This is a genomic window from Quadrisphaera sp. KR29 (genome assembly GCF_052644995.1).
The window spans coordinates 168499-194855 of the sequence record NZ_JBQXXG010000007.1 but is presented as its reverse complement, the minus strand read 5'-3'; the positions used below and the strand labels follow the sequence as shown (position 1 = coordinate 194855).

The following is a 26357-nucleotide window of genomic DNA, read 5'->3' as shown; positions in this document are numbered from 1 at the left end:
ATGCCGCTGCTGCGCCGCTCCCGGGACGAGGGCTCCGCCGACGAGGCCGCCTCGCGCGCCTCCGACGACGCCGACAGGAGCCGCCTGTCGCAGGCGGCCACCCAGCTGGTGCGCCGCCTGGTCGACCTCGGCATCGACGGCGCCGGCCCGCTCGCGCCCGCCGCCGAGGCGGCCGAGGCCGCCCGGCGCAAGCACGCCGACGTCGACGACGCCATCGACGCCCTGGTCTCCTCCTCCACCCGCTCCGCGGCCGTCGGCGGCTTCGTCACGGGCCTGGGCGGCTTCGTCACCCTCCCGGTCGCGCTGCCGGCCAACCTGCTCGGCTACTACGTCATCGCCACCCGCACCGTGGCGGGCACGGCCGCGCTGCGCGGCTACGACCTGTCCTCCGAGCAGGTGCGCTCGGCGGTGCTGCTCGTCCTGGCCGACGAGGACGGCGGTGCGCTGCTGTCCAAGTTCGGGCTCGCCGGCCCCGGCGGCCTGGTCACCCGGCTCGCCCGCAAGCAGCTCAACGGACCGGGCCTGGCGGTGCTCAACAAGGCCATCGGCTTCCAGCTGCTGTCCCGGCTGGGCCGCTCGGGCCTGTCGCGCCTCGGGCGCGGCCTGCCGCTGGCCGGCGGGGTGCTGGGCGCCGGGCTGGACGCCTACGCGCTGCGCCGCACCGCCAAGGCCGCCCGCGCCGCCTTCCCGCTGCGCCGGGGCGTGGCCGGGGAGGTCGCGGGGGGAGCGGCGCGGTGAGCGGGCGCGGCCCGGCCGCCGGGCGCAGCACCCCCGGCGCCTTCCTGGCCCTGTGGCGGGCGCTGCGGCGCAGCCGCGCGCGCGGTGGCCCGAAGACCTCCCGCGTGGTCGCGAGCCTGCCCCGCCTGGTCCCGGCCGTGCTCTCGGGCCGCTACACCGGCTGCTCGCGCGGCCGCCTGCTCCTCATGGCCGCCGCGGCGGTGTACGTGGCCTCCCCGGCGGACCTGCTCCCCGAGGGCCTGCTGGGGCCCGTGGGGCTCGCCGACGACGCCGCCGTCCTGGCCTGGCTGGCCGGCGCGCTGCTGGCTGAGGGGGAGTCCTTCCTGGTGTGGGAGGCCTCCCAGGCCCGCCCAAGGGCCGCAGCCAGCGCGGGACGCGGGGGCCGTGGGGGCCGCCGGAGCCGGCCGGCCGTCGTCCCCGGCGACGTCATCGGCTGACACCGGGGCCGCCGCGACGACGGCGCAGCGCCGACCCGGCGGGGTGCCCCGTCGACAGGTCCGCGTCCTCCGCCCACAGGCAGGAGCACGGCCGGTCGGGGGTCGCGGTCGTCCACAGGAGCCGTCCGCGGCCGGGACCTGCGGCTCCCGCGGGCCAGCGTGTCCCCGTGGAGCAGGCAGGGACCAGCAGAGACCGGCACAGCGCAGGCGGCGACCGCACCAGCGCCAGCGGCGGAGGCGGCGAGACCGTCATCCGCAGCAGCAGCCCGCTGGAGGTGCTCGCCCTGGCCGAGCACACCCTGGGCTTCAGGCCCCGGGAGAGCCTCGTGGTCGTCTCGCTGCGGCCCCCGCGGTGGCGCACCGGGGTCGTCGGCCGGGTCGACGTCGAGGCCGCCGACGACCGCGAGCTGGTCGGCCAGCTGGTCCAGCACCTGGTCGCCGACGGCGCGGCGCGCTGCTTCCTGGCGCTGGTCACCGACGCCGGGGAGCCCCCTGCCGGGCGCCCGCCCCGCCGCGGCCGGGCGGTGGTGCCCGCCCCGCGCCGGGCCCGCGAGGACCGCGGCGCGCCCGCCCCGCTGGCCGGCCTGCTGCGGCTGCCGGGGTCCGCGCGCGCCGAGCTGGTGTGCGCCGCGCTGGCCGCCGCCGGCGTCGAGCCGGAGCCGTGGCTGGTGCACCGGGGACGGCTGTACTCCTACGCCTGCGACCGGTCCTGCTGCCCCGCCTCGGGACGGTCCCTGCAGGGCAGGGAGGCCACGCAGGTGGCGGCGGAGATGGTGCTGGCGGGCAGGGTCCTCCCCGCTGACCGCGAGAGCTGGGAGCTGGGGCTGCGCCGCTCGGTGGCCGCCGTCCCGCCCGCAGCCGGCGCAGGCGCCGGCGGCTCGGGCGGCTCGGGCGGTCAGGGCGGCCCGGGCAGCGCCGCGGACGTGGCCGCCGTCGGCGCCGCCCTGGCCTCCCGCGCCCGCCGCAGGCCACCTGCCGAGCGCGACGTGCTGCGCGACTGGCGCGACCTGCTCACCGCGCAGTCCCGCCGCGACGGCGCGGGCCTGCGGCTGGCCCCCGCGGAGGTCGCGGTGCTGCTGGCCGCGCTGCGCCGGCTGCCGCTGCGCGACCAGCTGCTCGCGGTGGCCGTCCCGCAGGCGCTGCCCGAGCTCGCCGGTGCGCTGGCGCCCGCGGCGGACCCCGGCGCCGCGCTCGCGGTGCTCCAGCAGCTGGCCCGCCGGGCTCCGGCGCGCTGGCGGGCCGCGGCGACCGGCTGCGCCGCCTACGTGGCCTGGTGCACCGGGGCGTCACCGGCGGCGGGCGTGTGGGCGCAGGCGGCGCTCGAGCTGGACCCCGCCCACTCCCTGTCCGCGCTGGTGCTGCAGGCGGTCAGCGTGGGCCTGCCCCCACCGGGCCGGGAGCCGGCGCTGGGGCCGGCAGGAGGGCCGGACGGGCGGTGGTGAGCTGCCGGGGCACCCAGAGGCGTCCACATGCTGAGACGAGGTGGAGGCCCGCTGCGGGCCTGCCTATCCTCCGAGCAGGTCATGAGCGCCAGCGCGAAGCCCCGGCTCGCTGGCCGGCAACCCCCGCCCGCGGTGGGGTGCCCCGGGTGATGACCCGGTCGCTCCCCGTCCGGGGCTGCGGCAAGCGCGGGCCACGGCCCGGCGGACCGCTGGGCCGCCGCGCCCTGGCCCTGAGGTCGGGGAGACTCCTGTGAACGACGGCTGGTCCTTCGAGACGAAGCAGATCCACGCCGGCCAGACGGCCGACAGCGCCACCGGCGCGCGGGCGCTGCCGATCTACTCCACCACGTCGTACGTCTTCGACGACGCCGCGGACGCCGCGGACCTGTTCGCCCTGAAGAAGTTCGGCAACATCTACACCCGGATCATGAACCCGACCACCGACGTGGTCGAGCAGCGCGTCAACGCCCTCGAGGGCGGCGTGGGCGCGCTGGCGGTCTCCTCGGGGCAGGCCGCCGAGACCCTCGCGCTGCTCAACGTCGCCGAGGCCGGCGACCACGTGGTGGCCAGCGCGGCCCTGTACGGCGGCACCTACAACCTCCTGAAGCGGAGCCTGCCCAAGCTGGGCGTCCAGGTGACCTTCGTGGAGGACCCCGACGACCTGGAGGCCTGGCGGGCCGCGGCCACGCCGCGGACGAAGGCGTTCTTCGCGGAGACGGTCTCCAACCCCCGCTCGCACGTGCTCGACATCGCGGGCGTCTCCGGCGTCGCGCACGAGGTGGGCGTGCCGCTCGTCGTCGACAACACCGTGGCCACCCCGTACCTGCTGCGCCCGCTCGAGCACGGCGCCGACGTCGTGGTGCACTCGGCGACGAAGTACCTCGGCGGCCACGGCACGGCCATCGCCGGCGTCATCGTCGACGGCGGGCGCTTCGACTACGGCCAGGGCGAGCGGTTCCCCGGCTTCACCACCCCCGACGACAGCTACAACGGCCTCGTCTACGCCCGCGACCTCGGGGTCGGCAGCCCCCTGGGGGCCAACCTGTCCTACGTCCTCAAGGCGCGTGTGCAGCTGCTGCGCGACCTCGGCGCGTCGCTGGCCCCCTTCAACAGCTTCCTCATCGCCCAGGGCCTGGAGACCCTCAGCCTGCGCATGGAGCGGCACGTGGCCAACGCCACCCGCGTGGCGCACTGGCTCGAGGAGCGCCCGGAGGTGCTCTCGGTCTCCTACGCCGGCCTGCCCTCCAGCCCCTGGTACGAGCGGGCCCAGCGGCTGCTGCCGCGCGGCGTCGGCGCGGTGGTCGCCTTCGAGATCGACGGCGGCGCCGAGGCCGGGCGCCGGTTCGTGGAGGGCCTGTCGCTGCACAGCCACGTCGCCAACATCGGCGACGTGCGCAGCCTGGTCATCCACCCCGCCTCGACCACGCACAGCCAGCTCGACGCCGAGCAGCAGCGCGCCGCCGGGGTGACCCCGGGCCTGGTGCGCCTCGCCGTCGGGCTGGAGGGCGTCGAGGACGTCCTGGCCGACCTCGAGGCCGGCTTCACCGCGGCCAAGGGCGCATGAGCGGCGCCGCCCGCGGGCAGGTCCCCGCCCCACCCGGCCCCGCGCTGCCCCCGGTCTCCGGCGGGTGGCGCGAGGGCGACCCCGTCGGCGACCGCCGGTTCGCCGACCTGGGGCCGCTCGCGCTGGAGGCCGGAGGCTCCCTGCCCGCGGTGCGGCTGGCCTACGAGACCTGGGGGCGCCTGAGCCCCGAGCGCGACAACGCCGTGCTGGTCTGCCACGCCCTGACCGCCGACAGCCACGTCGTGGGGCCGGCCGGTCCCGGCCACCCCACGCCCGGCTGGTGGTCGGAGCTGGTCGGGCCGGGCCTGGCGATCGACACCGACAGGTGGTTCGTGGTGGCCCCCAACGTGCTCGGCGGGTGCCAGGGCAGCACCGGCCCCTCCTCGGCGGCGCCCGACGGCCGCCCGTGGGGCAGCCGCTTCCCCTACCTCACCATCCGCGACCAGGTGGCCGCCGAGAGCGCCCTCGGCGAGGCGCTCGGGGTGCGGCGGTGGGCCGCCGTGGTCGGCGGGTCGATGGGCGGGATGCGCGCCGTGGAGCACGCCGCCTCCCACCCGGACCAGGTGGAGCGGCTGCTGGCGGTGGCCACGACGGCACGGGCGACCGCCGACCAGATCGCCTGGTGCGCCTCGCAGCTGGCGGCCGTGCGCGCCGACCCGGGCTGGGCCGGGGGGGACTACCACGGCGCCGACCCCGGCGAGGGCCCGCACCGGGGCCTGGGGCTGGCCCGCATGGTGGCCCACACCACCTACCGGTCCGCTGCGGAGCTGGACGCCCGCTTCGGGCGCTCGGCGCAGCCGGGGGAGCAGCCCCTGGGCGGCGGAGGCCGCTTCGCGGTGGAGTCCTACCTGCAGCACCACGCCGACAAGCTCGTCCGCCGCTTCGACGCCGGCTCCTACGTGGTGCTGACCGAGGCGATGAACAGCCACGACGTCGGGCGGGGCCGCGGTGGCACGGCGGCGGCGCTGGCCCGCGTCACCGCGCGCACGCGGGTGGTGGCCGTCGACACCGACCGCCTCTACCCGGTGGCGCTCTCGCAGGAGCTCGCCGAGGGCGTTCCCGGCGCCGAGCTGGACGTGGTGGCCTCCCCGTACGGGCACGACGGCTTCCTCATCGAGAGCGAGGCCATCGCCAAGGTCGCCGGGGAGCTGTTCGGCGGCTGAGCCCGCGGGCCGCCCGGCCCCCGCGCGGGGCGCGGCCGCCGCGGGAGTGGGTAGGTTCGCCCCACGGCGAAGCGCGCCGTGCCGCCGGCTGCCCGTCAGCAGCGGAGGAGCGATGGGGGTGCGATGACGGTCGTCGTGGGCTTCGCCGGGACCGACGAGGGGCGGGCCGCGCTGGCCCGGGCCGCGCAGGAGGCGGCGCTGAGGGGCACCTCGCTGCTCGTCGTCGACACCGCCCGGGAGCCCACCCCGGAGCCGGAGATGGCGGCGGCCCTGGAGGGTCTGGCCGTGGAGCACCGGGTGCTCCCGCCGGGGCCGGTGCGCGACGCCGCCGAGGAGGTCATCGCCGCCGCGGAGGGCGCTGACCTCGTGGTCATCGGCCTGCGCCGCCGCTCCAGCGTCGGCAAGCTCATCCTGGGCGCCAACGCCACCCGGATCCTGCTGGAGGCGCCCTGCCCGGTCATGACGGTGAAGCCGGCGGCCCCCTGAGGCGTCCCGGCCGCGGTCCCGGGCCGTGCGCCGCCCCACGAGGGGCCCTCGCAGCGCCGCTGCGGGGGCCCCTCGTGCGTGCGCCCACCGGGGTTGCGGCGAGCGGGGGGACCCGGTGCCCGCGACGGCCAGGACGTGGCACAATGGCTTGCCAAGGTCCTCGGCGACGCATGCCCTGTTCCGGGTCGGCCCGGGAAGCAGGTCGGCACTCCGGGTGTTGTGAACCCTGTCAGGGCGGTGCACCCGCCCCTCAGTCCGAGATCCGCAGTCGACGAAAGGCAGTCCGTGTCGTCGGTCTCCACGCCCACGCTCCCGCCGGAGTTCAGCCACCCCAGCCTGCAGGAGCTCCTGCGGGAGGGCACCACCAACGGCTCGGTCCAGGCCGCGTCGCTGCGCACCGCCTGCGAGGACGCGCAGGTGCCCATGAAGCGGATGAAGGCGGTGCTGCGCGCGCTGGAGGCGGCGGAGGTCACCGTCGTCGTCGAGCAGCCGGCCGCCGCGCCGGCCAAGCCGGCGCGCGCCAAGAGCACCCGCGCCGCCGCACCGGCCGCCCGCGCCGCCGCCGCCCCGGCCGCCCGTGCCGCGGGCGAGCCCGCCGGTGACGAGGCCGCTGCGCCCCGCCCGTCGCGCGCCGTCGCCGCCGCCGCCTCTCGCCGCGCCGCCTCGGCCACCGCGACCCTGGAGGCCGACGGGGAGGGCAGCGCCCCCGCGCCGCGCGCCGCCGCCAAGCCCAAGGCCGCCGCCAAGCCGGCCGCGGCCAAGGCCGCCGCGAAGCCGGCCGCCGCCAAGACGGCCAAGGACGCCGACGCCGACGCCGTCCCCGAGGACGAGAGCCCCGAGGACGTCGAGGCCCTGGTCGGCGAGGACGCCGAGGCCGACGCCGCGGTGGACGTCGCCGACGAAAGTCCCGAGGCCGCCGCCGACGCCGAGACCGACGCCGAGGAGGAGGCCGCCCCGGCCGCCGCCGCCAAGGGCGAGGCCACCGACGGCGACACCGGCTTCGTGGTCTCCGACGCCGACGACGACGACGCGCCCGCCCAGCAGGTCGTCTCCGCCGGCGCCACGGCCGACCCGGTCAAGGACTACCTCAAGCAGATCGGCAAGGTCGCCCTCCTCAACGCCGAGCAGGAGGTCGAGCTCGCCGAGCGCATCGAGGCCGGCCTGTTCGCCGAGGAGAAGCTCGCCTCCGACGAGACCCTCGACCCGGCGTACAAGCGCGAGCTGCAGTGGATCGCCCACGACGGGCGCCGCGCCAAGAACCACCTGCTCGAGGCGAACCTGCGCCTGGTGGTCTCCCTGGCCAAGCGCTACACCGGCCGCGGCATGCTCTTCCTGGACCTCATCCAGGAGGGCAACCTCGGCCTGATCCGCGCCGTGGAGAAGTTCGACTACACCAAGGGCTACAAGTTCTCCACGTACGCCACCTGGTGGATCCGCCAGGCGATCACCCGCGCCATGGCCGACCAGGCCCGCACCATCCGCATCCCGGTGCACATGGTCGAGGTCATCAACAAGCTTGCCCGCGTGCAGCGCCAGATGCTCCAGGACCTGGGCCGCGAGCCCACCCCGGAGGAGCTGGCCAAGGAGCTGGACATGACCCCCGAGAAGGTGGTCGAGGTCCAGAAGTACGGCCGTGAGCCGATCTCCCTGCACACCCCGCTCGGCGAGGACGGCGACAGCGAGTTCGGCGACCTCATCGAGGACTCCGAGGCCGTGGTGCCGGCCGACGCGGTGAGCTTCACGCTGCTGCAGGAGCAGCTGCACTCCGTCCTGGACACCCTCTCCGAGCGCGAGGCCGGCGTGGTCTCCATGCGCTTCGGCCTGACCGACGGGCAGCCCAAGACCCTGGACGAGATCGGCAAGGTCTACGGCGTCACGCGCGAGCGGATCCGCCAGATCGAGTCCAAGACGATGAGCAAGCTGCGCCACCCGTCGCGCTCGCAGGTGCTGCGCGACTACCTCGACTGAGGTCCCCGCTCGACGACGAAGGCCCCCTCCCGCAGCTGCGGGAGGGGGCCTTCGTCGTCGTGGTGGTGCCGGGCGGGCGCCGCGGGGGCTCGCGCCCTCAGGTGGCGGCGCGCCAGGCGGCGACCACCCACACGGCTGCCGCCGCCAGCGCCAGGGCCAGCTCGACGCCGATGGAGAGCAGGACGGTCTTCAGGGCGAGCCGGGTCGAGCGCCACGAGCGCTCGCCGAACCCCAGGCGCCCCGCCTCGGCCAGGTACAGGCCCACGCAGAAGCCGACCAGCAGGCCGACGACGGGGATGACGAAGAAGCCCACGACGCCGGCGAGCGCCCCCACGACCAGGGAGCGCGTGGGAACCCCCGCGGCGAGCAGCCGCCGCCCGGTCCACACGTAGGACGTGGCCCACCCGCAGGTGAGCAGGACCGCTGCGGCGGCGAAGACGAGCCAGCCGGCCGTGGTGCCCTGGGCGATCGCCCAGACCAGCACGCCCAGGCCCACGAGGAGGCTGCCCGGCAGCACCGGCAGCACGATGCCCGCCAGCCCCACGACGACGAGGGCGCCGGCGACGAGCGTGACCACGCTCACCGCCGGCGCCCCGGGGCGCGGGTGGGGCTCAGCGCTCCCCGTCCGGCGCGGAGGCCGGGGTGGAGGAGGTGAGCCGGTCGGACTGGTCGTGGATCTCGGCCGCGACCTCGCGCAGCCTCGCCGAGTGCTCCCGGCCGTGGTGGGCGCAGAAGAGCAGCTCGCCACCGGAGGCCAGGAGGACGCGCACGTAGGCCTGCGCCCCACAGCGGTCGCACCGCTCGGCGGCGGTGATGGGCGGAGTCGTCAGGACAGCGGTCACTGTGGCCCCTTCCGAGTGCCTCGTGGTCCGGGCAGGTGCTCGGACCGTTGCCGGACGCCGGCTGGCGTCCACCAGTCTCAGCATCGAACCACGCCCCGCTGCTTCCCGTCGGGTGGACGCAACCCTTTCGCCGACCGCGTAACACCCCCGGGGCGGCGCCGCGGCGGCGGGCGCAGCTGCCGGCGGCCGCGGGCCGCGCGGCAGACCGGGACGAACCGCGCCCCGCTGTCGGTGCTGCTCGTTAGGCTCCTCGGGTGACCTCGACCCCTCAGCGCCCCGCAGCGACGGCCGGCGGTGGCGACTACACCGCGCGCCACCTGTCGGTGCTGGAGGGCCTGGAGGCGGTCCGCAAGCGCCCGGGCATGTACATCGGCTCGACCGACTCCCGCGGCCTCATGCACTGCCTGTGGGAGGTCATCGACAACTCCGTCGACGAGGCGCTGGCCGGGCACTGCACCCACATCGACGTCGTGCTGCACGCCGACGGGTCGGTGGAGGTCCGCGACGACGGGCGCGGCATCCCGGTCGACGTCGAGCCGCGCACCGGCCTGACCGGCGTCGAGGTGGTCTTCACCAAGCTGCACGCCGGCGGCAAGTTCGGCGGCGGCTCCTACACCGCCTCCGGCGGCCTGCACGGCGTGGGCGCCAGCGTGGTCAACGCCCTGTCGGCGCGCCTGGACGTCGAGGTGGACAGGGGCGGGCGCACGCACGCCATGAGCTTCCGCCGCGGGGAGCCCGGAACCTTCGCCGACCCGGTGTCCGGGTCCGCGCCGGCGCCGTCGCCCACCAGCACGTTCACGCCCTTCACGGACGCCTCTGAGCTGCGGGTCACCGGGAAGGTGCGCCGGGGGAGGACCGGCACGCGGGTGCGCTACTGGTCCGACCCGACGATCTTCCTCAAGGAGGCGGCGTTCTCCTACGACGAGCTCGTCACCCGGGCCCGCCAGACCTCCTTCCTCGTGCCGGGCCTGGCCCTGCGGATCCGCGACGAGCGCGGCCTGGCCGGCACCCCGGGCGAGCACGGCCCGCACGAGGAGCTGTTCCGCCACGACGGCGGCATCACCGAGTTCGTCGACCACCTCGCCACAGACCCCCCGGTCACCGACACCTGGCGCCTGCAGGGCGAGGGCCGGTTCAAGGAGACCGTCCCCATGCTCGACGAGCGCGGGCACATGGTCAGCCAGGAGGTGGAGCGCGAGTGCGGCGTCGACGTCGCGCTGCGCTGGGGCACCGGCTACGACACCGAGCTGCGCAGCTTCGTCAACATCATCTCCACCCCCAAGGGCGGCACCCACGTCGCGGGGTTCGAGGCGGCGCTGCTCAAGGCGGTGCGCAAGGCCATCGCCGACAGCGCCCGCAGGCTCAAGGTCGGCGCCAAGGAGGAGCCGGTCACCAAGGAGGACGTCACCGCCGGCATGACGGCCGTCCTCACCGTGCGCCTGGCCGAGCCGCAGTTCGAGGGCCAGACCAAGGAGGTGCTGGGCACGTCGGCCGTGCGCGGCATCGTCACCCGGGTCGTGGAGAAGGAGGTCGCCGCCCTCTTCGCCAGCCCCGCCAAGGGCACCAAGCTGCAGACCGCCACCCTGCTGGAGAAGGTGGTCGCCGAATCGCGCGCCCGCGTCACCGCCCGCCAGCACAAGGAGACCCAGCGCCGCAAGACCGCGCTGGAGACGTCCACCCTGCCCGCCAAGCTGGCCGACTGCCGCAGCAACGACGTGGAGAAGTCCGAGCTGTTCATCGTCGAGGGCGACAGCGCCCTGGGCACGGCCAAGCTGGCGCGCTCCAGCGACTTCCAGGCCCTGCTGCCCATCCGCGGCAAGATCCTCAACGTCCAGAAGGCGTCCATCGCCGACATGCTGCGCAACGCCGAGTGCGCCGCGATCATCCAGGTGGTCGGGGCCGGGTCGGGGCGCAGCTTCGACCTGGAGGCCGCCCGCTACGGCAAGGTCATCTTCATGGCCGACGCCGACGTCGACGGCGCCCACATCCGCACGCTGCTGCTGACGCTCTTCTTCCGGTACATGCGCCCGATGGTCGAGGCCGGCCGTGTGTACTCCGCGGTGCCCCCGCTGCACCGCGTGGAGGTCATCGGCAGCGGGCGCGCCAAGAACGAGTACGTCTACACCTACTCCGAGGCCGAGCTGCAGGGCACGCTCGCCCGCCTGAAGCAGGCCGGCCGCCGCTGGAAGCCCGACATCCAGCGCTACAAGGGCCTGGGGGAGATGGACGCCGACCAGCTGGCCGGCACCACGATGGACCCGGCGCACCGCACCCTGCGGCGCGTCGGCATCGCCGACGCCGCCGCAGCCGAGCGCGTCTTCGAGCTGCTCATGGGCAACGACGTGGCGCCCCGCAAGGACTTCATCGTCGAGGGCGCCTCGGGCCTGGACGCCGACCGCATCGACGCCTGAGCCCCCACCGGCCTCCGCCACCCGAGGCGGCCGGTGGGCCCGCCCGTTACGTCTGGGTTGCGGGCTGCCGCGGGAGGTGTTTCCGCCTGGCGCGCCCGAGGCCGCAGGGCCACTCTGGCGCGATGGCGACGGCGACCACGCCCGTGCAGGGCGAGTCAGGCGAACCCGCGCTCAAGCGGGCCATCGGCACCAAGCTGCTGTTCCTCTTCATCATCGGTGACGTCCTCGGCACTGGCATCTACGCCCTGACGGGGCAGGTGGCCGACGAGGTCGGCGGAGCCGTGTGGATCCCGTTCCTGGTGGCGTTCGCGGTGGCGATGCTCACCGCGTGCAGCTACCTGGAGCTGGTCACCAAGTACCCGCGGTGCGCCGGAGCCGCGCTGTACACGCACAAGGCGTTCGGCGTGCACGTGCTGACGTTCATGGTCGCCTTCACGGTGATGTGCTCCGGCATCACCTCGGCCTCCACGGCCTCCCGGGCGTTCTCCTCCAACAGCCTGGAGCTCTTCGGGGTCGACGCCCCCGCGCCGCTCGTGGTCACGCTCGTGGCGCTGGCGTTCATGCTCCTCGTCGCCGCGATCAACCTGCGCGGGGTCGGCGAGAGCGTCAAGGCCAACATGGTGCTCACCCTCATCGAGCTCTCGGGCCTGCTCATCGTCATCGGCGTCGGCGCCTGGGCCCTCTTCGGCGGTCAGGGCGACCTGTCCCGCGCGGCCTCCTTCGACCTCAACCCCGACCAGGCCCCCTTCACCGCCATCACCGCCGCCACCGCGCTGGCCTTCTTCGCCCTGGTGGGCTTCGAGGACTCGGTCAACATGGCCGAGGAGACCCACGACCCGGTGCGCACCTTCCCCAAGGTGATGTTCCTGGCGCTGGGCACGGCGGGCGTGCTGTACCTGCTGGTCGGCGTCATCGCGGTGGCCGTGGTGCCCCTCGAGGAGCTGTCCGAGGGTGACACGCCCCTGCTGCAGGTGGTCTCCGCCGGCGCACCCGGCTTCCCGATCGGCGTCTTCGCGCTCGTGACGATGTTCGCGGTGGCCAACTCCGCCCTGCTCAACATGCTCATGGCCTCGCGGCTGCTGTACGGCATGGCGCAGGAGGGCGTGCTGCCGCGGTTCCTGGGGCGGGTCCTGCACGGGCGCCGCACCCCGTGGACGGCGGTCGTCTTCAGCACCTGCCTGTCGCTGATCCTCATCAGCGTGGTCTCCGCGATCGCCGCCGCCGACCCCGGCTCCTCGGTGGTGGCCAACCTGGGCGGCACCACCTCCCTGCTGCTGCTGGCGGTCTTCACCGTGGTGCACGTGGCGGTGCTCGTGCTGCGCAAGGACCGCGTGGAGCACCGGCACTTCACGGCTCCCCGCGGGCTGCCCTGGGTCGGTGCGGCCGTCTGCCTCTACCTCGTCACGCCGCTCACCCCGCGCGAGCCCATCCAGTACCAGATCGCCGGCGCCCTGCTCGTGCTCGGTCTGGTGCTGTGGTTCTTCACGTGGCTGCACCGCCGCCGCCAGGGCCTGGGCACGCAGGTGCACGACCCCTCGCGCCTGGGCGGCTGACCGGCCCGGGGCCGGGGCGCCGACAGCGCCGGCGGGGTGCGCCCAGGTCGCCGGCTGGATAGCGTGCGAGCGCGTGAGCACCACCGACGTCCCCGAGCCGGACTCGCCGGGCCTGGTCTGGCGGCCGCTGGGCGAGGCGGACCTGCCGCGATGGCACGCGCTGACGCAGGCCGTCGAGGCCGCCGACCGCCCCGCGGAGCGCTACACCGAGGACGACCTGCGCGACGAGCTGCTGGCGGGCTCCTGGAAGGACCCCGCGCACCGCTCCCTGGCCGCCGAGGACGAGGCCGGTCGCCTGGTCGCCTTCGGCCTGGTCGACGTGCGCCCCGGTGACGTCTCCACCGTGCGCGCCTTCCTGTGGGGAGGGGTGCACCCGGAGCACCGCGGTCGCGGCCTGGGACGCCAGCTGCTGGCCTGGCAGTGCGCCGTCGGCCGCCAGCTCATCGCCGCCGCACCGGGCAGCGCGCCCGGGGAGCTGGTCCTGCACAGCGACGAGAAGCTGGCCGACCGCACCGCCCTGGCCCGTGCCGCCGGCTTCGAGGTGCGCCGCTACCACCTGGTCATGCGCCGCCTGCTGACCGGTGAGGGCGCCACGCCGCTGCCGCAGGTGCCCGTGCCCGACGGGCTGCGCGTCCTGCCGTGGTCGGCCGAGCTGGACGAGCAGGTCAGGCTCGCCCACAACGAGGCCTTCGCCGACCACCGCGGCAGCGAGCCGCGCACCCGCGAGGACTGGCAGCGCTGGGTGAGCGGACACCGCGACGCGCGCACGGACTGGAGCTTCGTCGCGCTCGTCGACGACCCGTCCTCCCCGCCGCAGGTGGCCGGCTACACCATCGCCTTCGCCTTCGAGCAGGACTGGGTGGACGGGCTCAAGGAGGGGTGGACCGGGCTGCTGGGCACCCGCCGCGCCCACCGCCGCCGCGGCGTCGGCGCGGCGCTGCTCGCGGCCAGCCTGCAGGCGTTCGCCCGCGACGGCATGGACGCCGCCGGCCTCGACGTCGACAGGGAGAACCCCAGCGGGGCCCTGGGCCTCTACGAGCGGCTCGGCTACGCCCCCCACCAGGTCGAGGTGGTCTGGGGCAGCGCCGTCCCGCGCTGAGCGACCCGGCCCTCCCTGCGGCACCCCGCCGCGTCAGGCGCTCGTGGGCGCGGCCGGGGCTGCCTGCTCGCCCGCACCGAGCGGACCGGGCGTGCCGGCCACCGCGGTCAGCGCACCGGCCAGCGGCACCCCGGAGCCGTCACGCCGGCCCGTCGGCTCGGGCAGCTCCACGGGCGCCCCGGTGGCCGAGGCCCCGCGCGCCGGCCCCGGGCCGACCCAGGCCAGCGCCAGGGACCCCTCACCGCGCAGGAACCGGTGGCAGCGGACACCGCCGGTCGCCCGGCCCTTGGGCGGGTACTCCGCGAACGGGGCGACCTTCACGGTGACGCCCGGCGAGCCGGGCAGCGCGCCCTCGGCGGCGGCCACGGTCACCACCTCGGCGCGCGCGGCGTCGGCCGCGCTGACGGCGGAGAAGGCGACCACCCGCTCCCCGGCGGACACGCGCACCCCGGCCATGCCGCGCGCGGGGCGGCCCTGCGGGCGCACCAGCGAGGCGCTGAAGCGCAGCAGCTGCGCGTCGCTGGTGACGAAGACCAGCTCCTCCTCGCCGGTGGACAGCCACGCCGCCGCCACCACCGCATCGCTGGCGTCGAGCCCGATGACGTCCCAGGAGTCGCGGGCGCCCCACGGCTCGGGCGCGACGCGCTTCACCACGCCCTGGGCGGTGGCCAGCGCCAGGCCGGCGCCCTCCCCGTCACCGGGCTGCGGGGTCAGCGGCACCAGCGCCACCACCTCCTCGCCGGCCTCCACCGTCACGAACTCGCGCAGCGGCGCCCCGCCGGACAGGCTCGGCGCCCCCGCCGTCGGCGGCAGCACCGGGGTGTCGACCACCCCGACCCGCAGCACCCGGCCCCGGGAGGTCAGCGCCCCGACGTCACCGCGCGCCGTCGTCCGCACCGCACTGCGCAGCACGTCGTGGTTGGTGCGAGGACCGCCCGTGGCCAGCTCCGCCCCGCCCGTGCGCGCCAGCAGCCCGGTGGCCGACAGCAGCACCCAGCACGGGTCGTCGGCCACCTGCAGCGGCACCGCGGCGGTGGCCGGAGCGGCCCCGGCCTCCAGCAGCACCGTGCGGCGAGGGTCGCCGTGGTCCCGCGCGACCTGCGCCAGCTCGTCCGAGACCGCCTCGCGCTGCAGCTGCTCGTCGGCCAGCAGCGCCTCCAGCTCAGCGATCGCCGCCAGCAGCTCCTCGCGCTCGGTCTCCAGCTCGATGCGGGAGAACCGGGTCAGCCGGCGCAGCCGCAGCTCCAGGATGTGCTCCGCCTGCAGCTCGGACAGGTCGAAGACCTCCATGAGCCGGGCCCGCGCCGCCGCGCCGTCGTCGGAGGTCCGGATCACCTGGATCACCTCGTCGATGTCGACGACGGCGATGAGCAGGCCCTCCACCAGGTGCAGGCGCTCGCGGCGCCGCGCCAGGCGGTGGGTGCTGCGGCGGCGGACCACCTCGAGGCGGTGGTCGATGAAGACCTGCAGCAGCTCGCGCAGGCCGAGGGTGCGCGGCTGCCCGTCGACCAGGCAGACGTTGTTGATCCCGAAGGAGTCCTCCAGGGGCGTCAGCCGGTACAGCTGCTCCAGCACCGCCTCGGGCTGGAAGCCGGTCTTGACCTCCACCACCAGGCGGGTGCCGTGCTGGCGGTCGGTGAAGTCGTCGATGGCCGAGATGCCCAGCAGCTTCTTCGCCGAGACGGCGTCCTTGACCTTCTCGATCACCTTCTCCGGGCCCACGGTGTAGGGCAGCTCGGTGAAGACGATGCCCTTGCGCCGCGCCGTGATGTCCTCGATGCGCGCGGTGGCGCGGGTGCGGAACGTGCCGCGGCCGGTGGCGTAGGCGTCGCGGATGCCCTCCAGGCCCACGATCCGCCCGCCCGAGGGCAGGTCGGGACCGGGCACGAAGCGCATGAGGTCCTCCAGCGTCGCGTCCGGGCGCGCGATGAGGTGGCGCGCGGCGGCCACGACCTCCCCGAGGTTGTGCGGCGGCATGTTGGTGGCCATGCCCACCGCGATGCCCGAGGCGCCGTTGACCAGCAGGTTCGGGATGGCCGAGGGCAGCACCGACGGCTGCGTGGCGGAGTTGTCGTAGGTGGGGACGAAGTCGACGACGTCCTCGTCCAGACCGTCCACCATGGCCGTCGCCGAGACGGCCATCCGTGCCTCTGTGTTGTGGTTGACGAAGCCGCCCGCCAGGAACGAGTGGTCCTCGCTCCTCACGCGCAGGGAGTAGACGGCCTCCGTGCCGTCCGGGACCACCGAGTCGACGGTGACGTAGCGGTATCCGGGATCCATGACGGCGCTGATGACCGCGCGGACCTCGGGGTCCTTGAGCTTGTGCAGGAGCAGCGGGCGCTCCGCTTGCCAGCGCTCGTACCTGTCCAGGTTGTGGTTGAGCAGCCACGAGCGGCCGGTGCCGCGTCCCCGGCCCGCTGGGAGCACCTCCTCGAGGTACCGGCGCACGTACGGCGCGTGGTCGCGGGAGAGCCGGTGGGTGGTCCTGGTCAGTGACTCGATGCGCAGCGCGAGCCGCTGCTTCTTGGCGGTCAGAAAGCCGATCCGGTGGTGGAAGGCGAGCAGGTTGTGGCGTCCGGAGATGATCAGCCGGATCTCCCCGCGCTTCGTGTTGCGCCACAGGCGGGCGCTCACGCCGAACTCGAGGAGCATCTCGAGCATCTCCGCGGCGAGCTGCTCGCTGTAGGTCGTGTACTGGACCGACACCCCGTCGTTGGGGCCGTTGGCGATGCTGCCGTCACCCTCGAACGCCGCCATGAGGAAGGCGCGCTTGGTGCCGGGACCGTCCGTCCACACGAAGTCGGGGACGGACTTGGCGTTGGCCTTCGCCTCAATCATGGTCTTGAGCGGGCTGTCGGCGAAGGCGTCCGTGTTGTGGACGTCGATCTCCTGCAGCACCTTGCCCGAGGGCAGGGTGCGCGCGCTCGTGTAGCGGGGCCCGCCGACCACCTCGTCGTAAGCGCGCAGGACGTGGCGGAAGAACTCGGCGTCGGTGTTGTTGAAGCCAGCCCGCTTCGTGCTGGCCCAGCCTTCGCTGACCCACGCTCCGGCCAGGACGCCGCGGTTCCACTCGTCGGGCGTGGGGACAGCGGTCGTCCAGGCGTCTCTCGCCAACGCCACGACCGTTCCGGGCTGGAGCTCGTCCAAGCGCATCCACTGCAGCACGGGCACCCCGAGGACGGGCACCAGGCAGAGGACGGGGTGGTTGCCGGTGCCGCGCAGGACGTGGCCGCTGTCCGTGGTGAGCTTGAGCACGGGGTGGAACCCCGAGTGGAAGAGGCGGTCCGCGGTCACCCGCTTGCCGTCCTTGTCCAGCACCTCGAGGTCGACGTCCTGGTCGCTGTCGGGCCCGACCTGGCACAGGTCGCCGATGCGGGGACTGCTGCCGTCTGCCAGGCGGACCCGCGTGTCGGCGGTGATGCAGTAACGGCTCGCTGCCGGACCGTCATCAAGAGATCCGAAGTTTCCGTGGCCGTCGACCAGGGGCAGGCGCAGCGAGAAGTCCTGTGCCATGCGGACCAGGGCGTCGTAGATGGCGGTGTCGCCGTGGGGGTGCAGGCGGCCCATGACGTCACCGACCACGCGCGCGCTCTTGACGTGGGCGCGGTCGGGCCGCAGGCCCATCTCGCCCATCTGGAACAGGATGCGCCGCTGCACCGGCTTGAGGCCGTCCCGGGCGTCGGGCAGGGCGCGCGAGTAGATGACGGAGTAGGCGTACTCGAGGAAGGACGCCCGCATCTCCTCGTCGACGTCGACGTCGACGACCCTGCCGGTGGGCGGCGGGCTGCCGTCGGGGGTGGCCGGGGTGCTGCGTCGTGCCATGCCCCCATCCTCCCGCGAAGGGCCGACAGCCCGGGCGGAGTCGGGCACTCCGCCGCGCACCGGGTCGTGCGCCGCCCGGGCACCGCGCCGCGATCGGGCCCCTGACCTGCCCCGGGCCCTTCGAGCGCCACCTCCCGCGCCGCTGTCCACAACTCCCGCGCGGACGACGACGGCGAGGCCCCGGCGCTGCCACAGTGGCCCGGTGAGCGACGCCCAGCACGCACCGCCGCCCCAGCCCGGCTGCCCCCGCTGCGCCGCCCCGCTGGTGCCCGGCAGCCCGGCGTGCGCGGCGTGCGGGCTGCGGCTGGTGGGGGAGGACGCCGCCGAGCTGTGGGAGCTCGACCAGCAGCTGGCCCTGCTGGGCCAGCGCCGTGCCGCCCTGCTGGCGTCGCTGGCCGGCGAGGCGGACAGCTCCTCAGCGCAGGCTCCCGCCGCCGCCGCCACGGCGGTGGGCGCGGCGAGCTCCGCCTGGGCTCCGCCGACCGCCGCCACGGACCCGTACGCGACCGCCGCCGCCACGGACCCGTACGCGACCACCGCCGGCACCCGCGGCCGTCCTGGGCTCGCCGCGCCGGCCGGTCCCGCCCCGGTGCCCGTGCCGCGGCAGCGCCGCTTCGGCGCCCAGCAGCTGCTGCTCGTGACCGGCGTCGTGCTCGTCGCCGTCGCGGCCATCGCCTTCACCGCCTACGTGTGGGGCGCGATCGGCGCCCTCGGGCAGGCGCTCGTGCTGGTGGTCGTGTGCGCCGGGGCGGCCCTGGCCTCGCGGGCGACGGCCAGGCGGGAGCTGGGCGCCAGCGCGGAGGCGCTCGCGGTGCTGTCCGTGCTGGTCCTGCTGGTGCTCCTGGGCGCCGCCCGCGGCCTGGACGTGCTGGGCCTGGGCGCCACCGACGCCGACGCCTACCAGCTCGGGGCCCTGCTGGTGGCGGTGGGCGCCTGCGCCGCGGGGGACCGCTGGCTGCGCCCGGCCACCCGCCCCGCCCGGCCGGTGGCGCCGGCCTGGGCGGCGGTGCTGCTCACCGCCGCGGTGCCGACGTCCCTGGCACTCGCGGTCGGCGGTGAGCTGCTGACCTGGTCGGCTGCCGCCCTGGTGCTGGCGGTGCTCTCGGCGCCCGCGAGCCGCCTCCTGGGCGCGCGCGCCCCTGGTCTGGGCGCGGCCGGGCTGGTCGTCGGGGCCGCGCACCTGGTCGCCGGGGTCCTCGTGCTGCTGGCCGTCGACGTCGGAGCGGACGCCGTGGCCGGCTCGGGGCCGGACGCCTCCGCGCCGTACCTCGCGGCCCTCGAGCTCGCGCTGCTCGCCCTGGCCGCAGCGTGGACGGCCTCGCGCGCCGGGCGGCCGGCACCCGGGCAGTCGGCGGCCGGCCAGCCGGGTCCGGCCCGTGCCCTGCTGGCCGGACGCCCGCAGCTGCGGCGCACGGCCGTCGTCGTCGCCTACGGCGGCGTCATCGGCGCGCTGGTCTCCCTGGCCGCTGCCGGCGGGGCCTTCGCGCTGCTCTTGCTGGCCCTCGGCGTCTCCGCCACCACCGCCGTCCTGCTCGCGGTGCGGCCCCGGCTGCTGCCGTGGCCGGTGCTCGTCTCCGCCCTCGCCCTCGCCGGCGGCTCCCTGCTCAGCGAGCCGGTGGTGGGCAGCGCCCAGGACACGTGGTGGCGCCCGGCGGCCTGGTACGCCCTCGCCGGGGCGGCGCTGCTCGCGGGAGGCCGCCGGCCGGTGGCCTCCGCCCCCGGGCCCGTCCTGGCCGGGCGCCGGGCGCTGCCCCTGCCGCGCTCGCTGTGGGCGGCGGCGGGGTCCGTGGCGGCGCTCGGCGGCGCCCTGGCGGCTCCCTCGCCGGTGTCGGGCGTCCTGCCGGTGGTGCTGGCACTGGCCGCCGCGACCGTCCTCCTGGGGCTGTCCGCGCTGGTGCGCGGCGCTCCCGAGGCCGTGCTGTCGACCGGGTGGGCGCTGGTCTCCCTCGCGGCGCTCGTCATGGCCGACGGCGGCCCGGTGCTCGCCGCGGTGCCCCTCGGCGTGGCCGGGCTGGGGGCCCTGCTGCGCGCCGGGGACCCTCGCCGGACGGCGTGGACGGTGCCCGCAGCGGTGCTCCTGTCGGCGGCCTGGTGGGACGTGCTCGACCGCGTCGCCCCACCGGGCGCGGACGTCGAGTGGTGGTCGCTGCCACCGGCGGCCCTCGCGCTCGCCCTCGGCGCCCTGGTGTGGCAGCGGCACCCGCGGCTGGGCTCCTGGCTGGTCCTCGGCCCCGGGCTCGCCGCGGCGCTGCTGCCCTCGGCGCTGGAGGCCGCGGCCGGCGGGAGCCCGTGGCGCACCGGCCTGGTCGCCGTCGCCGGTGCCGTCGTCTGCGGCGCGGGCGTGCGCTGGGCCCTGCAGGCGCCCGTGGTGCTGGGCGCCGCTGCGGCGCTCGTCGTCGCCGTGGGCCAGCTCGGCCCCTACGCGCTGCAGGCGCCGGTCTGGGTGGGCCTGTTCCTGGCCGGGGCTGTGGTCCTCGTGCTGGCCGTCCGCATCGAGCAGGCCCGGCGCGACGCCGCTCGCGCGGTCGGCTGGGTGCGCGCCCTGCGCTGACGGAGCCGGCGCGCTGGGCAGCCGGCGGCCAGCGGGCGCCAGCGGGTGGGAGCGGCTCAGCCGCCCGTGCGCCAGGGCCGGCCGTGGGCGCCGTCGTGCACCACGGAGGCCACCGCCGGGCGCGGTCGCGAGCGCGGCAGCCCGGGTGCGGGGTGCCCCAGGACGACGGCGGCGGTGGCGCGGTGGTCCTCGGGGACCCCGAAGGCGGCGCGCACGCGCGGCCAGCGGCGGGGCGGCACGCCGATGAGGCACCCGCCCAGGCCCGCGTCCACGGCGGCCAGGAGCACCAGCAGCGCGGAGCCCCCGGCGTCGACGTCCCACCAGGGCACCGGCCACGCGCCGGGGTCGGTGGGGTCCGGGCCGAGGTCGGGGCGGGCGCGGGCCTTGTCGGGACGTGCGTACCGCTCGGCGTAGGCCCCCGGCTCGGACAGGCAGACCACCACGGCCGGGGCGGTCACCACCCCGGCCAGCCAGGGGTCGGGGGCGTCGACGTCGTCGCTGGTGGCGCGCCAGAAGCGGTCCCTGTCGGAGGGGTCGGTCAGCACGAGCAGGGACCTGCCCTGCGAGCCGCCGGCGGTCGGCCCGCTGACGCCGGCGGTGACGACGGCGTCGAGCACGTCGCGCCCCACGGGGGCACCGGTGAAGCGGCGCACGGCGCGCCGGCGGCGCAGCACCTCCTCCAGCTCCACGCCACGACCCTGCCACCCCGTCGCCCGCCCGCGCCGCGGGGCCCTGCTGCCCCGGTCCGGCCGCGCCGGCGCCCGGCCAGCGCCGCACCGCCGCTCGCAGCGCAGGTCGCGGCGCCGGTGGAGCGCCGCCGCGGGCGGTCGGCGACTACCCTTCCCAGCGTGTCACCCACCCACCCCGCGTGGACGCGCGCGTGGGAGGCGGACGTCGTCCTGAGGGACGGGGGAGCGGCGCACATCCGGCCCATCCGCCCCGCCGACGCCGACGCGCTGCAGGCCTTCCACGTGGCGCAGTCGCCGCGCTCGACCTACCTGCGCTTCTTCGCGCCGATGCCGCGGCTCTCGCCGCGCGACCTGGCCCGCTTCACCACCGTCGACCACCACGACCGGGTGGCGCTGGTGGTGCTGGTCGGGGAGGCCATCATCGGCGTCGGGCGCTACGACAGGGTCGAGGACGGCGCGGCCGAGGTGGCCTTCAACGTCTCCGACGCCCACCAGGGCCGCGGCGTGGGGTCGGTGCTGCTGGAGCACCTGGTGGTCGCGGCCCGCGAGCAGGGCGTCACGCGCTTCGTGGCCGAGGTGCTGCCCGAGAACCGCAAGATGCTCGACGTCTTCACCGAGGCCGGCTTCGCCACCACGCGCACCGTGGAGGACGGCGTGGTGATGCTGACGGTCGACATCGCCCCCACCGACAGGTCGCGGGAGGTCATGGAGGCCCGCGAGCACCGCGCGGAGGCCGAGAGCCTGCGCCGCCTGCTGCACCCGCGCTCGGTGGTGGTCGTCGGGGCCGGGCGGCGGCCCGGCTCGGTGGGCGGCCGCCTGCTGGCCGACCTGGTGGGCGGCGGCTTCACCGGGGCCGTGCACGTGGTGCACCCCGAGGCCGACGTCGTGCGCGGCGTGCCGGCGGTGAGGTCGCTGGACGACGTGCCCGGGCCGGTGGACCTGGCGCTGGTGGCCGTGCCCGCCGCCTCGGTCAACGGGGTGGTCGCCCAGCTGGCGCGCCTGCAGGTGCGGGGGCTGGTGGTGGTCTCCAGCGGCTTCGCCGAGGTGGACGCCGACGGCCTCGCCCGCCAGCGGGAGCTGCTGCGCCTGGCCCGCGTCCACGGGATGCGCCTGGTCGGCCCGACCTCCTTCGGCATCATCAACACCGACCCCGCCGTCCGGCTGAACGCCTCGCTGGCCCCCGTGGTGCCGCCGCCGGGCGGGCTGGGCCTGTTCAGCCAGTCCGGCGCGCTGGGCGTGGCGGTGCTGGACGCTGCGCACCGGCGGGGCCTGGGGGTCTCCACCTTCGTCTCGGCGGGCAACCGCGCCGACGTCTCCGGCAACGACTGCATGCAGTACTGGCAGGACGACCCGGCCACCTCGGTGGTCGGGCTGTACCTGGAGAGCGTGGGCAACCCGCGCAAGTTCTCCCGCGTCGCGCGGGGCCTGGCGCGCACCAAGCCCGTCGTCGTCGTGAAGTCCGGCGTCAGCTCCTTCACCGTGCCGCCCGGCCACGCCGTGCGGGAGACCCGCGCGCCGCGCGAGGCCCTGGACGCGATGCTGCGCCAGGCCGGCGTCATCCGGGTGGACAACGTCCACCAGCTCTTCGACGTCGCCCAGCTGCTGCAGACCCAGCCCCTGCCCGCGGGGGAGCGGGTGGGCGTGGTGGCCAACTCCGGGGCGCTGGCGGCGCTGGCGGCCGAGGCCGCCGTCTCCTGGGGCCTGGAGGTCGCCGACCCGGTCGTCACGGCTCCCGAGGCCGACGCCGCGCAGGTGCGCACCGCGCTGGAGCGGGTGTTCTCCGACCCGGAGGTCGACGTGGTGGTCGCCTGCCTCATCCCGCCGGTCGCGGAGGTCGACAGGGAGGTGGTGACGGCGCTGCAGGAGGTCGCCGCCGCCGCCGGCAAGCCCTGCGCGGCCTGCCTGGTGGCCCTGGTGGGCGGGGTCGAGCCCACCCGCACGCTGCCGCCCCCCGGCGCCGGCCACGACGCCGACGACGACGGCGCCTCCGGCCGGCCCGCGGCGGCGCTGCCCGTCTACACCACCCCCGAGGACGCGGTGCGGTCCCTGGCCTCGGTGGTGCGCTACGCCGCCTGGCGGCGCCGCGACCCCGGCACCCGCGTGGCCCCGGCCGGCACCGACGCCCGCGCGGCGCGCTCGCTGGTGGAGTCCCTGCTGACCGGCCGCACCCCCGACGACCCGCCGCTGCGCCTGGAGCAGGAGGAGGTCAGCGCCCTGCTGGCCTGCTACGGGGTGCAGCTGTGGCCGGTCATCACCGTCCGCTCCGCCGAGGAGGCGGTGCGCGCCGCGGACAGGGTGGGCTGGCCCGTGGTCGTCAAGGCGACCGAGCGCCGCCTGCGCCACCCGGGCCTGGGAGGGGTCCGCCTGGACGTGACCGACGCCCGCGAGCTGCGCGCGCACGTGGAGGCGATGCTCGCCGGACCGGCGGGCAGCGGCGGCGGCCCCGCGCCCGCCCTGCTCGTGCAGGCCATGGCCCCCTCGGGGATCTCCGTGCTCGTGCGCACCCTGGAGGACCCCCTGTTCGGGCCGCTGGTCTCCTTCGGGCTGGCCGGCGACACCACCGTGCTGCTCGGCGACGTCTCCCACCGCATCCCGCCGCTCACCGACGTCGACGTCGTCGACCTGGTCCGCACGCTGCGCGCCGCGCCGCGCCTGTTCGGCTACATGGGCACCCCCGCCGTCGACGTCGGTGCCCTGGAGGACCTGCTGGCCCGCATCTCGGTCATGGCCGACGACCTGCCCGAGGTGTTCTCCAGCGAGCTGTCCCCGGTGCAGGTCGCCGAGACGGGCCTGGCGGTGCTCGGGGCCCAGGTGGAGCTGGCCGTCCCCGTGGGCCGCTCCGACGCCGGCCGGCGGGTGCTGCCCGCCTGAGGTCGGACCCCGGTGGGAGGATGGCGCGCGTGTGGGGTGGTGAGGGTGCCGGCAGACGGCGCGGTGAGGCCTTCGGCGGCTCGGTCGGCGGACCGGTGGCGGGCCCGGGCGGCGCGCCGGGGTCCGGCGGGACGGGCCTGGCCGGCTGGCGCGCCGGGGACGACGGCGGCGCCGAGCAGCTGCCCGCCGAGCTGGTCGCCGAGCTCGAGCAGACCGGGTACTACCCCCAGCTGCTGGCCGACGTGGTGCTGCAGTCGCTGGCGGGCGAGCCCCTCCTGGACGCGCTGGTGCACCTGGAGACCACCTTCGACGCCGACGCGGTGCGCCGGCACGTCACCGTGCTCGCGCTGACCGCCACCCGGCTGGTCACCGCCCACGTCGACGACCACGACCCGCCCGAGGCCGGGGGCGCGCCCGTGGCCGTGGCCTCCTCGGAGTCGGTGCCCCTGCACGACGTGCGCTCGGTGGTGGTCGGCCACCGGGTCACCGCCCCCGAGCGGCACCGTCCGGGCGCCGCGCCCCAGGAGCTCACCCTCACCGTCGCGTGGGGCACCCTCACCCGCCTCGACCTGGAGCCGGCCACCTGCGGCGACCCCGAGTGCGAGGCGGACCACGGCTACACCGGCACGACCACCGCCGACGACGTCTCCCTGCGCATCAGCGCCGACGCCGAGGGCGAGGCGGCGGTGCTGGCGGCCCGGCGCTTCGCGCGCAGCCTCACCCGCGCGACGCGGGCTCCCCGCCCGTGACCGGCCGGGCGTGAGCGCGCCGCCCGCGCAGGGCGCCCTGGCCGACGTCCTGCCCGCCGTGGCGGACCTGCTGGGGGCCCCGGTGCGCGCGGAGGAGTCCCCGCTGACCGCGGCGCTGCGCGAGGCGCACGACGGCGTCGAGCAGGTGTGCGTCCTGCTCGTCGACGGGCTCGGGGAGCGGCTGCTGGCGGCCCGCAGCGGGCACGCCCCGCGGATGCGCTCGATGGCCGCCGCCGCCGGCGCCCCCGGCGCCGCGGTGCTGGCCGTCGGGTACCCGTCCACCACGGCGACGTCCACGGCCTCCCTCGGCACGGGCCTGCACCCGGGCCAGCACGGCCTGCTCGGCTACCAGGTGCGCGACCCCGCCACGGGAGTGCTGTTCAACGAGCTCTCCTGGGAGACCGCACCCGGTGCCGGCGCGCGGGGTGCCGGTGCGGCCGGGGCACCGCCGCCGGACCCGCGCCGCTGGCAGCCGCACCCCACCGCGTTCGAGCACCTGGCGTCGGCCGGGGTCGCGGTGACGCGCGTGGGCCCCGGCTTCTTCGACGGGTCGGGCCTGACCGAGGCCACCTCCCGCGGCGGGCGCTTCCGGGCGGCCAGCGCCCTGCCCGCGCGCGTGGAGGCCGGGCTGGGCGCCCTGCGCTCGGCGGCCCGCGAGCGCGCCGGTGACCGCCGGGCGCTGGTGCACGTGTACTGGGGCGACCTGGACAAGGCCGGCCACACCCACGGCTGGGCCTCCCCGCAGTGGTCCGACGAGCTGGAGCGCGTCGACGCCGCCGTCGCCGACCTGGTGGCGGGCCTGCCGCCGGGCGCGCTGCTGCTGGTCACCGGGGACCACGGCATGGTCGACGTGCCCGGGGACGCCCGCTGGGACGTCGCCGCCGACCCGGCGCTGGCGGCCGGGGTGGAGGTCGTCGCGGGCGAGCCGCGGGCTCCGCAGCTGCACTGCGCGCCCGGGGCGGCCGCCGACGTGCTGGCCACCTGGCGCGAGCGCCTGGGGCACGTGCTGGAGGTGGTCAGCCGCGAGGAGGCCGTCGACGCCGGGTGGTTCGGCCCCCACGGACTCGACGCCGGCGTGCTGGAGCGCGCCGGGGACGTGGTCGCCGCCGCCACCGCCGCCGCGTCGGTCCACGACAGCCGGGTGCAGCGGCCCGAGCTGGCGTCCCTGGTGGGCATGCACGGCGGGCGCACGCCCGAGGAGGTGCTGGTGCCGCTGCTGGTGGCGGGGAGCCCCCGCCGCCGCTGAGGGGGCGCCCGCCAAGATGGGGGCGTGGCCGAGCTCGTCTTCTTCTCCGGGACCATGGACAGCGGGAAGTCGACCCTCGCGCTCCAGGTCGACCACAACCACCGCGCCCGCGGGCGCCGGGGGCTGCTGTTCACGCGCGACGACCGCGCCGGCGCCGACACCATCTCCAGCCGCCTGGGGCTGCGGCGCCCCGCGCGCGAGGTGACCGAGCAGACCGACTTCGAGGCCGAGGTCGCCCGCGCCGCGGCGCAGGGCCCGCTGGACTACCTGGTGTGCGACGAGGCGCAGTTCTACCGGCCCGCGCAGGTCGAGCAGCTGGCGCGCGTGGTCGACGAGGCGGGTGTCGACGTGTACGCCTTCGGCATCACCAGCGACTTCCGCACCCGCCTGTTCCCCGGCTCCGCCCGCCTGGTGGAGCTGGCCGACCGGGTGCAGGTGCTGCAGGTGGAGGCGCTGTGCTGGTGCGGCGCGCGCGCCACCCACAACGCCCGCACGGTGGACGGCACGATGGTGGTCGAGGGCGAGCAGGTGGTCGTCGGTGACGTCGCCGCGCACGCCGGGGAGGTCGGCTACGAGGTGCTGTGCCGGCGCCACCACATGCGCCGGGAGACCGCCGCGGTCGCCGGGCGCGCCGCCGCAGCGGGCGGCGCCGGGGCCCGCCCGGCGGACGGCGCGGCGGCCGGTGTCGACCTGCGCGAGGGCGCGGCCCGCACCCCCGCCTGACGC

General features: G+C 76.6%; 19 protein-coding genes and 1 riboswitch. Of the genes, 15 read left to right on the top strand and 4 right to left on the bottom strand.

Going from position 1 to position 26357, the window contains the following annotated elements; all coding sequences use genetic code 11:
• The 7 genes from ACUN9U_RS08900 to ACUN9U_RS08870 all read left to right on the top strand — a co-directional run bounded on the left by ACUN9U_RS08900 (position 1) and on the right by ACUN9U_RS08870 (position 7798).
• Positions 1-738: an EcsC family protein gene (locus ACUN9U_RS08900; protein ID WP_445484581.1), complete on the top strand. Its 738-nt coding sequence runs from the start codon at positions 1-3 to the stop codon at positions 736-738.
• The gene (locus ACUN9U_RS08895) at positions 735-1175 is read left to right on the top strand and encodes a DUF1232 domain-containing protein (RefSeq protein ID WP_445484580.1); all 441 of its coding nucleotides are present in this window, start codon (positions 735-737) and stop codon (positions 1173-1175) included. Before ACUN9U_RS08900 ends, ACUN9U_RS08895 begins: the two co-directional genes overlap by 4 nt.
• Before the next feature lie 167 nt (positions 1176-1342).
• Positions 1343-2617: a DUF4192 family protein gene (locus tag ACUN9U_RS08890; RefSeq protein WP_445484578.1), complete on the top strand. Its 1275-nt coding sequence runs from the start codon at positions 1343-1345 to the stop codon at positions 2615-2617.
• Positions 2618-2694: 77 nt separating this feature from the next.
• Positions 2695-2810, top strand: a riboswitch (SAM riboswitch).
• 57 nt (positions 2811-2867) lie between these two features.
• A complete protein-coding gene (locus ACUN9U_RS08885; RefSeq protein WP_445484577.1) occupies positions 2868-4181 on the top strand; it encodes a bifunctional o-acetylhomoserine/o-acetylserine sulfhydrylase in 1314 nt (437 codons plus the stop codon).
• On the top strand, positions 4178-5344 hold the full coding sequence (gene metX, locus ACUN9U_RS08880; RefSeq protein ID WP_445484576.1) for a homoserine O-acetyltransferase MetX: 1167 nt from the start codon (positions 4178-4180) through the stop codon (positions 5342-5344). Before ACUN9U_RS08885 ends, metX begins: the two co-directional genes overlap by 4 nt.
• Before the next feature lie 123 nt (positions 5345-5467).
• Positions 5468-5830 (top strand): universal stress protein, encoded by a 363-nt coding sequence (locus ACUN9U_RS08875; RefSeq protein WP_445484575.1) that lies wholly within the window; start codon positions 5468-5470, stop codon positions 5828-5830.
• A 285-nt stretch (positions 5831-6115) separates the two neighbouring features.
• Complete coding sequence (locus ACUN9U_RS08870; RefSeq protein ID WP_445484574.1) at positions 6116-7798, top strand: RNA polymerase sigma factor; 1683 nt, start codon at positions 6116-6118, stop codon at positions 7796-7798.
• A gap of 97 nt (positions 7799-7895) precedes the next feature.
• On the opposite strand, the gene ACUN9U_RS08865 is transcribed toward ACUN9U_RS08870, so the two are convergent.
• Together ACUN9U_RS08865 and ACUN9U_RS08860 are read right to left on the bottom strand one after the other, a co-directional pair.
• Complete coding sequence (locus ACUN9U_RS08865) at positions 7896-8381, bottom strand: DUF456 domain-containing protein (protein WP_445484573.1); 486 nt, start codon at positions 8379-8381, stop codon at positions 7896-7898.
• Positions 8382-8409: 28 nt separating this feature from the next.
• Positions 8410-8640, bottom strand: coding sequence for a DUF7455 domain-containing protein (locus ACUN9U_RS08860; RefSeq protein WP_445484572.1), 231 nt, complete (start codon positions 8638-8640; stop codon positions 8410-8412).
• 254 nt (positions 8641-8894) lie between these two features.
• Here ACUN9U_RS08860 and ACUN9U_RS08855 point away from each other — a divergent pair, with 254 nt between their 5' ends.
• The 3 genes from ACUN9U_RS08855 to ACUN9U_RS08845 all read left to right on the top strand — a co-directional run bounded on the left by ACUN9U_RS08855 (position 8895) and on the right by ACUN9U_RS08845 (position 13703).
• Positions 8895-11051 carry a DNA gyrase/topoisomerase IV subunit B gene (locus ACUN9U_RS08855; RefSeq protein WP_445484571.1) on the top strand — a complete coding sequence of 719 codons (2157 nt, stop codon included), beginning with the start codon at positions 8895-8897 and terminating at the stop codon, positions 11049-11051.
• Between the two features lie 122 nt (positions 11052-11173).
• The gene (locus ACUN9U_RS08850; RefSeq protein ID WP_445484570.1) at positions 11174-12604 is read left to right on the top strand and encodes an APC family permease; all 1431 of its coding nucleotides are present in this window, start codon (positions 11174-11176) and stop codon (positions 12602-12604) included.
• Between the two features lie 73 nt (positions 12605-12677).
• Positions 12678-13703: a GNAT family N-acetyltransferase gene (locus tag ACUN9U_RS08845; protein ID WP_445484569.1), complete on the top strand. Its 1026-nt coding sequence runs from the start codon at positions 12678-12680 to the stop codon at positions 13701-13703.
• 33 nt (positions 13704-13736) lie between these two features.
• Here the strand turns inward: ACUN9U_RS08845 and ACUN9U_RS08840 are convergent, their stop codons facing one another.
• The gene (locus tag ACUN9U_RS08840; protein WP_445484568.1) at positions 13737-17525 is read right to left on the bottom strand and encodes a DNA gyrase subunit A; all 3789 of its coding nucleotides are present in this window, start codon (positions 17523-17525) and stop codon (positions 13737-13739) included.
• Positions 17526-17727: 202 nt separating this feature from the next.
• Here ACUN9U_RS08840 and ACUN9U_RS08835 point away from each other — a divergent pair, with 202 nt between their 5' ends.
• The gene (locus ACUN9U_RS08835) at positions 17728-20076 is read left to right on the top strand and encodes an SCO7613 C-terminal domain-containing membrane protein (protein ID WP_445484567.1); all 2349 of its coding nucleotides are present in this window, start codon (positions 17728-17730) and stop codon (positions 20074-20076) included.
• A 56-nt stretch (positions 20077-20132) separates the two neighbouring features.
• On the opposite strand, the gene ACUN9U_RS08830 is transcribed toward ACUN9U_RS08835, so the two are convergent.
• Positions 20133-20765, bottom strand: coding sequence for a nitroreductase family protein (locus ACUN9U_RS08830; RefSeq protein WP_445484566.1), 633 nt, complete (start codon positions 20763-20765; stop codon positions 20133-20135).
• Between the two features lie 159 nt (positions 20766-20924).
• On the opposite strand from ACUN9U_RS08830, the gene ACUN9U_RS08825 reads away from it, so the two are divergent.
• From ACUN9U_RS08825 to ACUN9U_RS08810, 4 genes are read left to right on the top strand one after another with little or no spacing between them, the layout of a single operon-like run.
• Positions 20925-23636 carry a bifunctional acetate--CoA ligase family protein/GNAT family N-acetyltransferase gene (locus ACUN9U_RS08825; protein WP_445484565.1) on the top strand — a complete coding sequence of 904 codons (2712 nt, stop codon included), beginning with the start codon at positions 20925-20927 and terminating at the stop codon, positions 23634-23636.
• Positions 23637-23665: 29 nt separating this feature from the next.
• Entirely contained in the window at positions 23666-24385 is a 720-nt protein-coding gene (locus ACUN9U_RS08820) for a DUF5998 family protein (protein ID WP_445484564.1), read from the top strand.
• Positions 24386-24395: 10 nt separating this feature from the next.
• Positions 24396-25631 carry an alkaline phosphatase family protein gene (locus ACUN9U_RS08815; RefSeq protein ID WP_445484563.1) on the top strand — a complete coding sequence of 412 codons (1236 nt, stop codon included), beginning with the start codon at positions 24396-24398 and terminating at the stop codon, positions 25629-25631.
• Positions 25632-25655: 24 nt separating this feature from the next.
• Positions 25656-26354, top strand: coding sequence for a thymidine kinase (locus ACUN9U_RS08810; protein ID WP_445484562.1), 699 nt, complete (start codon positions 25656-25658; stop codon positions 26352-26354).
• Positions 26355-26357 lie beyond the last annotated feature (3 nt).